The organism is Streptomyces griseobrunneus (genome assembly GCF_046713465.1).
GTDB lineage: Bacteria > Actinomycetota > Actinomycetes > Streptomycetales > Streptomycetaceae > Streptomyces > Streptomyces microflavus.
The window spans coordinates 1,285,592-1,299,742 of the sequence record NZ_CP177080.1; the positions used below are offsets into that span (position 1 = coordinate 1,285,592).

13 protein-coding genes and 1 pseudogene are annotated in these 14,151 nt (G+C 72.2%); 6 read left to right on the forward strand and 8 right to left on the reverse strand.

The features are described from left to right. Positions 1-10: 10 nt before the first annotated feature. The 3 genes from ACK8N7_RS05750 to ACK8N7_RS05760 all read right to left on the reverse strand — a co-directional run bounded on the left by ACK8N7_RS05750 (position 11) and on the right by ACK8N7_RS05760 (position 3,310). Positions 11-1,183 (reverse strand): cytochrome P450 family protein, encoded by a 1,173-nt coding sequence (locus ACK8N7_RS05750; RefSeq protein WP_500441272.1) that lies wholly within the window; start codon positions 1,181-1,183, stop codon positions 11-13. 128 nt (positions 1,184-1,311) lie between these two features. Then, entirely contained in the window at positions 1,312-2,043 is a 732-nt protein-coding gene (locus ACK8N7_RS05755; RefSeq protein WP_500441274.1) for a response regulator, read from the reverse strand. Positions 2,044-2,089: 46 nt separating this feature from the next. After that, a complete protein-coding gene (locus ACK8N7_RS05760; protein ID WP_500441276.1) occupies positions 2,090-3,310 on the reverse strand; it encodes a sensor histidine kinase in 1,221 nt (406 codons plus the stop codon). A 145-nt stretch (positions 3,311-3,455) separates the two neighbouring features. Here ACK8N7_RS05760 and ACK8N7_RS05765 point away from each other — a divergent pair, with 145 nt between their 5' ends. Next, positions 3,456-3,659, forward strand: coding sequence for a hypothetical protein (locus ACK8N7_RS05765; protein ID WP_398813288.1), 204 nt, complete (start codon positions 3,456-3,458; stop codon positions 3,657-3,659). Positions 3,660-3,671: 12 nt separating this feature from the next. Here the strand turns inward: ACK8N7_RS05765 and ACK8N7_RS05770 are convergent, their stop codons facing one another. Next, positions 3,672-4,619 carry a DMT family transporter gene (locus ACK8N7_RS05770; protein WP_403211094.1) on the reverse strand — a complete coding sequence of 316 codons (948 nt, stop codon included), beginning with the start codon at positions 4,617-4,619 and terminating at the stop codon, positions 3,672-3,674. Positions 4,620-4,886: 267 nt separating this feature from the next. Here ACK8N7_RS05770 and ACK8N7_RS05775 point away from each other — a divergent pair, with 267 nt between their 5' ends. Further along, positions 4,887-5,528 (forward strand): TetR/AcrR family transcriptional regulator, encoded by a 642-nt coding sequence (locus ACK8N7_RS05775; RefSeq protein WP_398813283.1) that lies wholly within the window; start codon positions 4,887-4,889, stop codon positions 5,526-5,528. 143 nt (positions 5,529-5,671) lie between these two features. On the opposite strand, the gene ACK8N7_RS05780 is transcribed toward ACK8N7_RS05775, so the two are convergent. Next, positions 5,672-6,229 carry a flavoprotein gene (locus ACK8N7_RS05780; RefSeq protein ID WP_403211096.1) on the reverse strand — a complete coding sequence of 186 codons (558 nt, stop codon included), beginning with the start codon at positions 6,227-6,229 and terminating at the stop codon, positions 5,672-5,674. After that, positions 6,226-6,576: pseudogene (locus ACK8N7_RS05785) on the reverse strand (hypothetical protein); the annotation flags it as partial. The pseudogene ACK8N7_RS05785 and the gene ACK8N7_RS05780, both read right to left, overlap by 4 nt. A gap of 205 nt (positions 6,577-6,781) precedes the next feature. Here ACK8N7_RS05785 and ACK8N7_RS05790 point away from each other — a divergent pair. The 3 genes from ACK8N7_RS05790 (at position 6,782) to ACK8N7_RS05800 (ending at position 10,417) form a co-directional block, all read left to right on the forward strand. Then, on the forward strand, positions 6,782-8,161 hold the full coding sequence (locus tag ACK8N7_RS05790) for an FAD-binding oxidoreductase (RefSeq protein WP_403211098.1): 1,380 nt from the start codon (positions 6,782-6,784) through the stop codon (positions 8,159-8,161). A 547-nt stretch (positions 8,162-8,708) separates the two neighbouring features. Continuing rightward, on the forward strand, positions 8,709-9,467 hold the full coding sequence (locus ACK8N7_RS05795; protein ID WP_500441279.1) for an SDR family NAD(P)-dependent oxidoreductase: 759 nt from the start codon (positions 8,709-8,711) through the stop codon (positions 9,465-9,467). 119 nt (positions 9,468-9,586) lie between these two features. Continuing rightward, positions 9,587-10,417 (forward strand): aldo/keto reductase, encoded by an 831-nt coding sequence (locus ACK8N7_RS05800; protein ID WP_500441281.1) that lies wholly within the window; start codon positions 9,587-9,589, stop codon positions 10,415-10,417. Between the two features lie 67 nt (positions 10,418-10,484). Here the strand turns inward: ACK8N7_RS05800 and alc are convergent, their stop codons facing one another. Both alc and allB read right to left on the reverse strand, forming a co-directional pair. After that, positions 10,485-11,606 (reverse strand): allantoicase, encoded by a 1,122-nt coding sequence (alc, locus tag ACK8N7_RS05805; RefSeq protein ID WP_500441283.1) that lies wholly within the window; start codon positions 11,604-11,606, stop codon positions 10,485-10,487. A 26-nt stretch (positions 11,607-11,632) separates the two neighbouring features. Further along, a complete protein-coding gene (gene allB / locus ACK8N7_RS05810) occupies positions 11,633-12,976 on the reverse strand; it encodes an allantoinase AllB (RefSeq protein ID WP_500441285.1) in 1,344 nt (447 codons plus the stop codon). 364 nt (positions 12,977-13,340) lie between these two features. Between allB and ACK8N7_RS05815 the strand changes: the two genes are divergently transcribed. Then, on the forward strand, positions 13,341-14,141 hold the full coding sequence (locus tag ACK8N7_RS05815) for an IclR family transcriptional regulator (RefSeq protein WP_500441287.1): 801 nt from the start codon (positions 13,341-13,343) through the stop codon (positions 14,139-14,141). The last annotated feature ends 10 nt before the right edge of the window (positions 14,142-14,151 follow it).

The following is a 14,151-nucleotide window of genomic DNA, read 5'->3' on the forward strand; positions in this document are numbered from 1 at the left end:
GACAGCGGCCTCACCAGCGCACCGGCAGCCGCCGCACCCCGCGCATCAGCAGGCCGGGCAGCCAGTCCGGGTCGCCGCCCGCCGGGTCGCGGGCGAGGTCCGGGCAGCGCTCCAGCAGGGCCCCGATCGCGACGCGTGCCTCCATGCGGGCCAGCGGGGCGCCCAGGCAGTAGTGCGCCCCGTGGCCGAAGGCCAGGTGCCCCTGGGGTGCGCGGCGGATGTCGAAGGTGTCCGGGTCCTCGAACCGCTCGGGGTCACGGTCGCCCGAGGCGAGGGCGACGAGCACCACCTCGCCGCGCGGGATCACGGTGGAGCCGACCGTGACGTCCTCCTGGGTGAACCGGAAGGTGGCGGTCTCCACCGGCCCGTCGTACCGCAGCATCTCCTCCACCGCCCCGTCGAGCAGCCCGGGATCGGCCCGCAGCAGGGCGAGCTGGTGCGGGTGGTCGAGGAGGGCCCGCACCCCGTTGGAGATGAGGTTGACGGTGGTCTCGTGCCCGGCGACGAGCAACAGGAAGGCCATGCCGACCAGTTCGTCGGCGGAGAGACCGTCGCCGCCCTCGTCGCGGCTCCTGATCAGCGCGCTCAGCAGGTCGTCGCCGGGCGAGCTGCGCTTGTCCTCGATCAGTTGGACGAGGTAGGCGCCCATCGCGCCGACCACGTCGTCCTCCCGCTGGGCCGGGGTGGGGGTGACGACGCCGTTGGACAGCGTGCGGAAGGTGTCCCGGTCGATGTCGGGGACGCCGAGCAGCTCGCAGATGACGGTCATCGGGAGCGGGAAGGCGAGCGCGTCGACCAGGTCGGCGGAGCCGGCCGGGACCATCGCGTCGAGGAGCTCCGTGGTGATCTCGGTGACGCGGGGCCGCAGCGCCTCGATCCGGCGGGCGGTGAACTCACGGACGACGAGCCTGCGCAGCCGGGTGTGGTGCGGGGCGTCCAGCTCCAGCATGTTGGCGCTGATCGCGTTCGATCCGGCGGACCAGCGTTCGGTGGTCCGCCAGTCCTTGCCGAACCGCTGGTCGGCGAGGACCGAGCGGGCCTCCTCGTAGCCGACGACCAGGTGGAGGCGCTCGATGTGCTGGGTGCGCACCGTGTGCACCGGGCCCTCGGCGCGCAGCTTCGCGTAGTACGGGTAGGGGGTCGCCGTGAAATCCGGCAGATCCCGCAGATCGAGCACAGCCAACGTGGTCAGCCCCCTCTTCCGGTCCGGACCGCTCAGCGTAGGGCCGGCCCGATGCGCTCGGCGTAGGCCGGCCCGGCCACGCGGCGCAAGCCGGTCCGATCCGGTCGGCGTAAGCCGGTCCCGTCCACTCAGCGTAGGCCGTCGCTCTCCTCCTCGTCCGTGTCGAGCAGCCCGGCATCGTGGACCAACAGGGCGATCTGGACCCGGTTGTTCAGGCCGAGTCTGGCGAGAATCCGCGAGACCTGGGCCTTGACGGTGGCGACGCTGAGGTACAGCTCGCCCGCGATCTCCGCGTTGGAGTGTCCGCGTCCCACGGCCACCGCCACCTCCCTCTCCCGCTCCGCCAGCTCCGCGAACCGCCCGCGGGCCCGCTCGGCCCGGCTGGTGCGGTCGCCCGGCGTGCCGCCGGCGGCCCGGGCCATGAGCTGCCGGGTGACGGCGGGCGAGAGCACCGGGTCCCCGGCGGCGACCCTGCGGACGGAGTCCACGATCCGGGCGGGCGGGGTGTCTTTCAGGACGAATCCCGCGGCTCCGGCGCGGATGGCCCGCAGGACCTGTTCGTCGGCGTGGAAGGTGGTGAGGACGACGACTTCGGGCGCGCCGGGGCGGCGGCGCAGCTCCTCGGTCGCGGTGAGCCCGTCCATGCCGGGCATCCGGATGTCCATCAGGACGACGTCGGGGCGCAGCCGTTCGACCAGGGCGGCGACCTCGCTGCCGTCCGCGCCCTCCCCCACGATGTCGATGTCGTCGGCCCCGCCGAGCATCAGGGTGAGTCCGGCGCGTACGAGCGGGTCGTCGTCGACGATGAGCAGCCGGACGGGCGGCGAGGCGGGAGGCGTCAGGGAGGCCGGGGTGTTCATGACAGTCACCGTAACCAGTCGGTCCCGGCCGGCAGGCTCCCCCGCCTCACGCGGCGGGCCAGGGCAGCCGGGCGCGGACCACGAAGCCGCCGTCCGGCGTGGGGCCGTGCTCCAGCCGGCCCCCGGCGAGCGTGGCGCGTTCGGTGAGGCCGATGAGGCCCTGGCCGGAGCCGGGCACCCGCTCGAAGGGCTCGGTGGGGGCCGGGTTGGCCACCTCGATGGTGAGCCCGTCCCCGAGCCCGCCGGTCACCGTGACGGTGACCTCCGCACCGGGTGCGTGTTTGCGGGCGTTGGTCAGGCACTCCTGGGCGATGCGGTACACCGTGCGGCCGGTGGCGGCGGGGGCGTCCGCCGGGGCGGCGACGCGCTGGTCGACGGTGACCTTCATGCCCGCCCGGCGGGACTCGTCGATCAGCCCGTCCAGGGTGGCGAGGGTGGGCTGGGGCCGCTCGCCCTCGCCCGCGTCCCCGGGGCCGCGCAGCACGCCGATGATCTCCCGTAGATCCTGGAGGGCCTCGTGGGCGCTGTCCCGGATGACCCCGGCCGCCCGGGCGATCTCGGCGGTGGGGGCGTCGGGCCGGAATTCTAGGGCCCCGGCGTGGACGCTGAGCAGGGTGAGCCGGTGGGCGAGGACGTCGTGCATCTCGCGGGCGATGGCCTCGCGGGCCAGCCGCTGGGCCTGTTCGGCGCGGAGTTCCGCCTCGGCCTCGGCGCGGCGGGCCCGTTCGCGGAGCGTGAGGACGAGCTGGCGCCGGGAACGTACGACCATCCCCCAGCTGAGCACCAGCAGGATCAGCAGGACCCCGAAGATGACCGAGGTGACGAAGCCTGTCTCCGGGTCGGGACGCAGCCAGGGCTGGAGGGGCGCCACGATCAGCGCGCCCGCGCCGACGACCGCCGCCGGCTTGAAGGGGCGGTGGACGGCCAGGCTGAACAGGGCGACCATCAGCGCACCGGCGGCCACGGGCTCGACGATGCAGATGACGACCAGGGCGACGGCCAGCCCGACGGGCCAGCGCCGCCGGATCCAGAGCGCGCAGCAGGCCGCCGCGCCAATCACCGAGTCCACGACCACGACGATGTCCGCGGTGGACTCGTCGGCCTCGATCGCGGCGAGGACGAGCAGGGCGATGCCCGCCGCGATGAGGAACGCCGTGATGTCGACGACCCAGTCGCGTACGGTCCGCCGCGCCCGGGCCCGGTCGCCGGGCAGCTCGGCGCCGGCCATCGCCGAGGGGAGCAGCCAGCGGTACTCGGTGCGCGTCATATCGACAAAGCTACGCAGCCGGGCGGCCGGGACGGGCCCGGTGCGGCGAGGGAGCGACCAAAGTCGCGGGACCCGCTACTTTCGGCGCGGCGGTCGGGCCCTGTGGCCGACGCGGCCCACCGGGCCCGGACGGGAGGCTCGGCGCATGAAGAAAATCGTCGAGACGATCGGGTTCCTCGTCTTCATCCAGGGGGTCGGCGGGCTGCTGTACGAGTGGACCGGCTGGTTCCGGCTGTGGACGCTGGTGCGGCACATCGACTTCCTCAGCGACCACGCGCTCTTCGTCCACATCGTGCTGGTGGTGACGGGCGCCGCCGTCATGGTCGCGGCGGATGCGATCAAGACCTGACCCACGGCCTGATCATGTGTCCGCCCCGCCCGACGGGTCCCGGCGTTCCGCGCTGCGGCGCCCCCACGCGGTGCCCGCCAGGACGAGGACGGCCCCGGCCACCCCCAGGGCGCCGAGCCGTTCGCCGCCGATGCTGATGCCGACGGCGGCGGCCCACAGCGGTTCCGTACCGAGCAGCAGACTGACCCGGGACGGCGAGGTGCGGCGTACCGACCACATCTGCACGAAGAACGCGAACAGCGTGCAGAACACGGAGAGGAAGATCAGCCCCGCCCACTCCCGGGGACCGAAGTCCGCCGCCACGCTCCACGGCGAGGCGCCCGTCCCCGGCAGGGCGGCGAGGACGGCGAAGACGGCGACCGCGCTGCCGAGCTGGACCGTGGTCAGGGAGAGCGAGTCGGCCGACCGGACCGCCTTCATACGGGCCATGGCCAGGACGTGGACCGTACGGGCGAGGGCGGCGAGCAGCATCAGCAGGTCACCGGCCGAGGGGCTGGTGAACCCGCCGCCCTGGGTCAGGAGGATCACTCCGGCGACGGAGAGCCCGGCGGCGGCGACGAAGGAGGCCGGGGGCCGGACCCGGGTCACGGCGGCTTCGGCGAGCGGCGTGAAGACCATGGTGAGGCTGATGATCAGTCCGGCGTTGGTGGCCGAGGTGTGGACGACCCCGTACGTCTCCAGCAGGAAGATCCCGCTCAGCACCAGGCCCAGCAGCCCGGCCCCCCGCCACTGCGCGCCGGTCAGCGCCCGCAGCTTGCGCCACCCGGTCGCCACCAGGACGGGCAGCACGATCGCGAAGCGCAGGACGAGGACGGCGATGACGGTGTGGGTGGTGGTGATGCCCTTGGCGGCGAGGTAACTGGCGCCCCAGACGACCGCGACCGCCAGGACCGGGAGGTCGGTGAGCCAGGCTGTGCGGGGCGGCGCGAGGGCGGGTGCGGGCGCGACGGCAGCGGACACCTGGTGCTCCTGGTTCTCCACAGGGGACAGATGGTGGAGACCTCACCGGCTCACACGCGGAAACGATCACGTTACTCGCCGGGCGTGGCGGAAAGGAACACCTGTCTCACGGACCGGATCCCGCCCGGATCATCCGCCGGTATCGCCCGTGGTCAGGGCCGGACGCGCCGGTGAACGGGGAGGCGGACCGGGCGGCGGATGGTCCGGCGGCACCTCCGGCCGTCCCTAGAATGACGCCTCGATAACTCTGAGGTACGGAGTGGTCACATGGCGGCAGTACGGCTGGACGGGCGGATCGAGCGGGGCAACCAGACGCGGCAGCTGATCCTGGGGCGTGCGGTGCAGATCGCCTCGGTGGAAGGGCTGGAAGGCCTCTCCCTGGGGCGGCTGGCTGCCGAGCTGAAGCTCAGCAAGAGCGGTGTGTTCGCCCTCTTCGGTTCGAAGGAGGAGCTGCAGCTCGCCACGGTGCGCGCCGCGGTCGCGGTCTACGTCGACCATGTGCTGCGCCCGGCCCGCTCGGTCCCGCCGGGGATCGGCCGGGTCTGGCGGATGTGCGAGGCGTGGATCGCGTACTCCCGGGAGCGGGTCTTCCGCGGCGGCTGCTTCTTCTACGCGGCCACCGCCGAGTTCGACGCGCGCGGCGGCAAGGTGCACGACGCGCTGGCCGCCGCGCAGACCGGCTGGGTCACCTTCGTCGAGGAGACCATCGAGGAGGCGCGGGCCGCGGGCGAACTGGCCGGGGACACCGACGTACGTCAACTGGCCTTCGAGGTGATCGCCTTCCTGGAGCTGGCCAACGCGGAGTCGGTGCTGCAGAACAACAGCCTCGGGTACGGCAAGGCGGCGCGCGCGATCCTGGGACGGCTGCGGGCGGCGGCGACGGAGGGCGCGCAGCTGCCGGTGCTGTGAGCTTCCCAAGCCCGGAGCGCGGGTTCGGTTCTCGTCACCAGCTCTTCGATGAAGGCCCTGGTCAGTGACCGGGGCCTTGCTTGTCGTCCGGACCTGGTCAGGACCCGTGCATCGCCTTTGCGCCACAGTTCCGGTACAGGTGATCACGCTTCTGGGGACCGCGTGGGTGCCAGCAGGTCCAGCGCTTCCTCCCAGTGGAAACGGTCCGCCCCGCCGCCGGCCTTGGGCCGGTGGGGCTCGCAGGAACCGATCAGGATGCCCATGTCCCGCAGCCTCCGCAGGCTTTCGGCGTACGCGGGATGGGCCGCCTGGGCCGCGTTCACGTACGGCAGGACCGCGGTGGGAACGCCGAGGCCGTACGACTCGCACAGGATGCCCAGCGCCAGCGTGTCCGAGATCCCGGCCGCCCACTTGTTGATCGTGTTGAACGTCGCCGGTACGACAGCGATGGCGTCCGGGGGCGGGAGAGGGCGCGGGTCGGCGGGGGCCCGCCAGGCCGAGCGGATCGGGTAACCGGTCTGCGCTTCGATGGACGGCGCGTCGATGAAGCCCAGACCCTGAGGGGTGGCAACGACACCCACCTCCCAGCCGGCCTCCTGAGCTGCCGAGATCAGTCGGCCGACATCACCTGCGATGCCCGCCGCGCACACGACGACGTACAGAAACGGCCTGCCGGCCTCGTGCCCGGACCGATCGCTCACGCGGGGACTCCCAGTTGGCGGCTGAAGTGATGCAGTTCAGGCAGCGTACGACGACGGTCGCGGGCAGCCATGTCCGCGACCAACTCTCGGATGGCCGAACGCCGGACGTCCTGCGCGGCCCAGCTCTCGGCGATGCGCAGCGCCTGGTATCCGTCTGCGAGTCGACCCTGCCGGCTGTAGGAACGCTTCCTGGGCCTCGGTGAGGAAGTCGTGGGTGGCCGAACGGTCGCCGCCGCCGCTCGGCCACCGGCGGTGACCCCGCGCAGCAGGAGCAGGCCGAGGGCCGCCGGGTAGCGCGGGGAGCGTTGGTCGTAGGCGCCTGTGAGCTGGTCGGCGGCCGGGCGCAACCGCCTGCCATCAGCAACCCACGACCGGTGACACTGACGGCGTGGACGTTCCCGAGGCTGTCGAGTTGAGCATCCGGCTCATCGGCGTAGCGTGAAAGACACTTGGACCGGACGCAGCCGGGCCGCGGAGCGGCCGGGGGAGCAAGGGGCGACCGGCGTCGCAGGGCCGAGCATCTCCGGAACTCATGGCAATGACGCGCAAGGAGTGAGGTTGGTGAACACCTCATCGATCAATCAGTTGCGGGAACGTGCACGGGGGCCGGTAGTCACTCCTGACAGCGATGGCTACGACGAGGCGCGCAAGGTCTACAACGGCATGATCGACCGCCGCCCGGCCGCCGTCGTGCGGTGTGCCAATGCGGGCGACGTCATGGCTGCGGTCGGCTTCGCACGTGACAATGAGCTGGACCTCGCGGTGCGTGGTGGTGGGCACAGTGTGCCCGGCTTCGGGACCTGCGACGACGGCGTGGTAGCCGATCTGTCCGGCATGCGAGGCGTCCGCGTCGATCCCGAGCGACGGACCGCGCGGGTGGACGGCGGAGCGACCTGGGGCGACTTCGACGCTGCGACGCACGCGTTCGGTCTGGCGACCACGGGCGGGATCGTCTCCACCACCGGCGTCGCGGGACTCACCCTCGGTGGCGGCATCGGATACCTCGCCCGCAGCCTGGGCCTGAGCTGCGACAACCTGATCTCGGCCGATGTGGTGACTGCGGACGGCAGGCTGCTCGTCGCGAGCAAGCACGAACACGACGACCTGTTCTGGGCCATCCGCGGCGGCGGCGGCAACTTCGGCGCGGTGACATCGTTCGAGTTCCAGCTCAGTCCGGTCAAGGACATCTATGGCGGGCCCATCCTGTACGAGTTGGAAGATGCCGGCACGGTTCTGCGTTCGTTCCGCGAACTCATCGCCGACGCCCCGGAGGAACTCGGCGGCTTCCCCGCCTTCCAGATCGCCCCGCCACTGCCGTTCATCCCGGAGAACCGGCACGGCGACACCTTCATCCTCATCGTCGCGTGCTGGGCCGGACCCATGGATGAGGGAGAGCGCGCCGTCCAGCGGTTCCGTGATATCGCACCGGTGGTTGCCGAGCACGTCGGCCCCATGCCGTATTCCGCACTCAACAGCGCGTTCGACGCGCTGGTGCCGCCTGGCCTGCAGCACTACTGGAAGGCCAACTTCGTGACAGAGCTCAGTGATGCGGCGATCACAGCACACCTCGATCACGGGCCTCGGCTACCCGCCGTGAATTCGACAGTGCACATCTACCCGATCAACGGTGCCTGCCACCGCGTGGCACCGGAGGACACGGCCTTCGCCTATCGGAATGCCACGTTCGCCACCGTCATCGCCGGAATGTGGCCGGACCCTGCCGACAACGAGGCCAACACCGCCTGGGTGCGCAACTACTACCAGGCCACCGCTCCGCACTCGGAGGAAGGCGGGTACATCAACTTCATGGCCGAGGACGACCAGGGCCGTATCAAGGCCAACTACCGGGGTAACTACGAACGCCTCGTAGAGGTCAAAAGGGCTTACGACCCCAGCAACCTGTTCCACGTGAACCAGAACATCAAGCCGTAGGGACGACCGGCGACAGCAGGGAGAACGAACGTACTTGCGTTGGCTGGGCACACTCCGAGGCGTCGTCCAGGATTCCGGGAGAGGCAGGCGCGAGCACCCTCGCTGACCACTTCAGCGTGCTCGGCCCATGACCTCGGCGACTCACCTCGTGGCGTGGCACACCCGCGCCGCCCTGTGGCGCCACCTCGTGGGAACCGCGACGCCGACGCCTGCACTCCGCTGCGTTTCCCTGGCCGGTGCGTTTCCCTGGCCGGTGCTTCGGCCCCGAAGCACCGGCCAGTGTGGTGGTGCCCTTGCGGCGGCGGTTGACGCTGCGGCGGGCGAGCAGCGGCATCGCCCGCCGACCGCGCACTTCCCGGCGCAAGATCTGCCTGCGCGCCAGATGATTCCGGTGCTCCGAGCCGTGGATGCTCCTCCGGGATGACGGCGGTTGGGGCGGGCCGTGGCCACACCCCGTCCGATTCCCGCCGGTGTCCGGGCCTCCGGGTCGCTTTGCTGGTTCCTGTCGCCGGATCGGCGGCGCTCCCCGAAGGCAAGGAACCCCGCCATGTCCAGCACCACCACCGTCACCGCCCCCGCGCCCCGGGCCGCCCTGGTCACCGGGGGCAGCCGCGGCATCGGCGCGGCCACCGCCCTGCGGCTCGCCGAGGCGGGCGCGGACGTCGCCATCACCTACGTACAGGACGAGGAGGCCGCCCGCGCGGTCGTCGCGAAGATCGAGGGGACGGGCCGGCGCGGGGTCGCCCTGCGGTGCGACGCGGCGGACGCGGACGGAGCCGCCGGGGCGGTGCACGGCGCGGCGGACGCGCTCGGCCGGCTCGACGTCCTCGTCAACAACGCGGGCATCGGCGTCCTCGGGCCGATAGCGGCGCTGTCGGACGCCGAGGTCGAACGGGTCCTGGCGGTGAACGTGCGGGCGGTCTTCCTCGCCTGCCGGGCAGCGGCGGGCCGGCTGGCCGACGGCGGCCGCATCATCTCGGTCGGTACCGCCCTGAGCCGGTACGCGGGCGGGCCCGGATCGACGCTCTACACGATGAGCAAGTCCGCCCTCGCCGGGCTGACCGGGCCGCTCGCCCGGGAGCTGGGGCCGCGCGGCATCACGGTGAACCTGATCCAGCCGGGCCCCGTCGACACCGACCTCAACCCGGCCGGCGGACCGTTCGCCGAGGGCCAGCGGGCGGCCACCGCACTGGGCCGCTTCGGCACGGCGGAGGAGGTGGCCTCCCTGGTGGCGTACCTGGCGAGCGCGGACGCCGCGTTCATCACCGGCACGGAGGTCGTCGTGGACGGCGGTCACTCGGCCTGAGCCGAGCCGCCTCCCCCGGGACCGCCCGCCGTCGAGCTGCCCCGTCCCGGCCGCCCGCCTACGCTGGCCGGGACGGGGCAGGACGTGACGAGGGGGCTACCGGAAGGACAGCACGGACCATGGGCGACACACCGGTTCACACGCTCAACGACTCCACCACCCTTCCGGCGGTGGGCCTCGGCACCTACCCGCTGGACGACGCGGAGGCCGAGGAGGCCGTCGCGGGCGCCCTGGGGCTCGGCTACCGGCTCGTCGACACGGCCCTCAACTACGGCAACGAGACCGGCACCGGCCGGGGCATCGCCCGCAGCGGCGTCCCGCGCGAGGAGATCCGCCTCACCACGAAGGTGCCCGGCCGGCATCAGGGGTACGAGCAGACGCTGGCCTCCTTCGAGGAGTCGCGGGCCCGGCTGGGCGTCGAGTACGTCGACCTGTACCTGATCCACTGGCCGCTCCCCCACGTCGACAAGTACGTCGAGACCTGGAAGGCGATGATCCGGCTCCGCGAGGACGGTCTCGTCCGCTCCATCGGCGTCTCCAACTTCACCGCCGCCCATCTGGAGCGGCTGGAGCGGGAGACGGGTGTGCTGCCGTCGGTGAACCAGATCGAGATGCACCCGCTGCTCCCCCAGGAGGAGTTGCGGGCGGTGCACGCGACGAAGGGCATCGTCACGGAGAGCTGGAGCCCGCTGGCCCGGGGCCGCGAGGTGCTGGAGGACCCGTCGACGGTGGCGATCGCCGAGGATCACGGGGTGACCCCGGGGCAGGTGGTGCTCCGGTGGCACACGCAGGTCGGTGCGGTGCCGGTCCCGAAGTCGGCGGACCCGAGGCGGCAGCGGGAGAACCTGGACCTGTTCGGCTTCGAGCTGACGGCGCAGGAGCTGACCACGATCGCTTCCGGGCGGCAGCGGCGCTTCGGCGGGGACCCGGACACGCACGAGGAGTTCTGAGGGGCCGCGCACACGTCGGTGTGCCACCGCGATCCCCCTGCGATCGCGGTGGCACACCGGCCCGATGTCAGCCGCCGAGCTCCCGGTGACGGGCCGCCAGCGCGTCCGCGCCGCCCTCGGTGAGGGACCCGTACAGCCGGAGCCGGGAGATCCCGCCGTCCGGGAAGATGTCGATCCGTACGTGGGTGGCGCGCACCTGCCCGTCCAGGACGAAGCGGTGATCGGTATCGGGCTGGAGCCGGGTCCGGGGCAGGAGCTCCGACCAGTCGCCGTCCTCGCCGTCCCGTACCGAAAGGCTCGCCCAGCCCGCCGAGTTGCCCTTGAGGTAGGCCGTGTCGATCTCGACGGCCCGGATCTCGGACTGCGCGGCGAGCCGGTAGCGGATCCAGTCGTTGCCCTTGTCGCGCCGGCGGCGGGTCTCCCAGCCGTCGTCCATCTTGCGCGAGCGGCCGGGCTGGATGGTGTTGGTGGCCGGGGAGTAGAAGCGGTCGGAGGCGTCCTCGACCTGGCCGCCGTTCTCCAGGGCCGCGAGGTCGAACGTACCGAGCGCGGCGAGCCAGGCGGGGTCGGGGGCGACCTCTCCGTACACGCGCAGCCGGGCGATCCCGCCGTCGGGGTGCTGGTTGATCCGCAGGTGGGTGAAGCGCTGCTCGGCGTCGACGGCGAACCCGTTGGCCGCGTGGCCGCCGACCGCCGTACGGGGGACGAGCACCGTCCACTTCACGTCGGGGGCGAGGAGGTCGTCGGGGGACGGGGAGCCGGGCAGCGAGACCGCCTCGACGGAGACGGCCTGCGGGTAGTTGCCCCGGAAGTGGGCGGTGTCCAGGACGATGCCCCGGATGACGCCGGGGGCGCCGAGGCGGACGAGGGCCCAGTCGTGGTCGCCGGGGGTGGGGTGCGGTTCGGCGGCGCCGGCCCCACGTCGGCGGCGGGTCTCCCAGCCGTCCATGATCTTGCCCTTGTGGCCGAAGTGCTCCGGGTCGAAGACGGCGGGTCCGGGCTTCAGCAGGTTCTCGCGCTCGGCGAAGAACTCGTCGTTGGCGGCGATGACCCCGGCGCCGAGGCGGCGGTCGGCCAGGTCGACGAGGTGGGTGAAGGGGAAGTCGGCGGTGCGGTGGTCGGCGTACGGGTCGCCGCCGGCGTAGGGGCTCGCGTCGCCGGTGAAGCGCGGTATCGCGGTGTCCGTCATGGTCGGGAGTTCCTTTCGGGGCACGGTCAGTGGTCGCGTTCGAGGAGGCGGCCGGCGGGCTCGGCGAGGACGCCGTCGGCCGCGATGCGGACACCGCGCAGCCAGCTGGAGCGCACCACGCCGTGCAGTGTCTTTCCGGCGTAGGCGGTGACCTGGTTGCGGTGGAAGAGCTCGGCGGGGTCGACGGTGAAGGTCGCCTCGGGGTCGAGGACCGCGAAGTCGGCGTCGCGTCCGGCCTCGATGGCGCCCTTGCGGGTCAGCCCGGCGAGCGCGGCGGGGGCGGCGGACATCCAGCGGGCGACGTCGTCGAGGGAGTGGCCGCGCCTGCGGGCCTCGGTCCAGATGGCGGGCAGGCCGAGCTGGAGGGAGGAGATGCCGCCCCAGGCCGAGGCGAAGTCCGGGGTCTTGAGGTCGGTGGTGCAGGGCGAGTGGTCGGAGACGATGCAGTCGATCGTGCCGTCGGCGAGTCCGGCCCACAGGGCGTCCTGGTTGGCGGCCTCGCGGATCGGCGGGCAGCACTTGAACTCGGTCGCCCCGTCCGGGACTTCCTCGGCGGTGAGGGTGAGGAAGTGCGGACAGGACTCGACGGTGACTCGGACGCCTTCACGCTTCGCGGCGGCGATCAGCGGCAGCGCGTCGCTGGAGGAGAGGTGCAGGACGTGGACCCGGGCGCCCAGCCGCTTGGCGTGGGCGATGAGCCCTTCGATCGCGGTGTTCTCGGCGTCGCGCGGGCGGGAGGCGAGGAAGTCGGCGTAGGCGGGGCCGGGGCGCTGCGGGGCGTCGGCCAGGTGGTGCGGGTCCTCGGCGTGGACGATGAGCAGCCCGCCGAATCCGGCGATCTCCGCCATGGAGCGGGCCAGCTGCTCCTGGTCCAGCTCGGGGAACTCCTCCACGCCGGAGGGCGAGAGGAAGCACTTGAAGCCGAAGACCCCGGCCTCGTACAGCGGGCGCAGGTCCTTCACGTTGGAGGGGATCGCACCGCCCCAGAAGCCCGTGTCGACGTGTGCCTTGGGGGCGGCGACCTGCTGTTTGATCCGCAGGTGCTCGACGGTGGTGGTCGGCGGGAGGGAGTTGAGCGGCATGTCCAGGAGCGTGGTGATGCCGCCGGCCGCCGCCGCGCGGGTGGCGGTCCAGAAGCCTTCCCACTCGGTGCGGCCGGGGTCGTTCACATGGACGTGGGTGTCGACCAGGCCAGGGAGCAGGACGTCGTCGCCGAGGTCCTCCAGGCGGGCGCCCGCGGGCACCTCGGTGTCGTACGGCAGTACCGCGTCGATGGTGCCGCCCGCGACGGCGACCGCCGCGCGGCGGGTGCCCTCGGGGGTGGCGACGCGCGTCGAGCGCAGTACCAGGTTCACGTCCGGACCGGACACCCGTGCCTCCTTCACTCCAGAATTCGACGAACTCAGGAATTCAACGAACTGTTGAAACTTTTGAAGGAGTCTTCACTTGGGAATCGCCCTCGTCAAGACCCCACTTTCCGGGACGGCGAGCCGGCGGGCCAGCGCGGCGGTCCGACTGGAGGTTTCCACAAAGTAAAAGTCATATTTCGGAGTGCGGAACGTAGCATGGGCCAGGAGAGGCAGCACCGCACCACCGCGCCGACCGCCGCCACGCCGTCGGCACCCGGACAAAACAGCCCCTGACCGGCACGGACGCCGTCCTGTCGGCTGTGGGCCGATCGGGAAGCGCCCGGTAGGCTGCTGCCTTGCCTTCCGCTTCGAAAGGACCGTTGACGTGCCGCCGTCCCACGCCAGCACAGCCGACTCCAAGCCCTCCGGTTCCAGCGGTGGGGTGCAGTCCCTCGAGCGCGCCTTCGACCTGCTGGAGCGGATGGCCGACGCCGGGGGCGAGGTCGGGCTGAGCGAGCTGTCCGCGAGCAGCGGTCTGCCCCTGCCGACCATCCACCGGCTGATGCGCACCCTCGTCGTCTGCGGTTACGTACGCCAGCAGCCCAACCGCCGCTATGCGCTGGGCCCCCGCCTGATCCGCCTGGGCGAGTCCGCGTCCCGGCTGCTCGGCACCTGGGCCCGCCCCTACCTCCAGCGGCTGGTGGAGGAGACCGGGGAGACGGCGAACATGGCGCTGCTGGACGGCGACGAGATCGTGTACGTCGCCCAGGTGCCCTCCAAGCACTCCATGCGGATGTTCACCGAGGTCGGCCGCCGGGTCCTGCCGCACTCCACCGGGGTGGGCAAGGCGCTCCTCGCCGACACCCCGGCCGACGAGGTCCGCGCGCTGCTCGCCCGGACCGGCATGCCGGCCGCGACCGAGAAGACGATCACCACACCGGAGGGGTTCCTCGACGCCCTGGAGCTGGTGCGCCGGGCCGGGTACGCGGTGGACGACAACGAGCAGGAGATCGGGGTCCGCTGCCTGGCGGTCTCCGTACCGAAGTCCCCCACCTCGGCCGCGATCTCCATCTCGGGCCCGGCGGGCCGGGTGACGGAGAGCGCGACCGAGCGGATCGTGCCGATCCTCCAGCAGGTCGCCAAGGAGCTGTCGGACGCGCTGGCGAGCAACGGGACGAGCGGCTGAGCCCAGAACG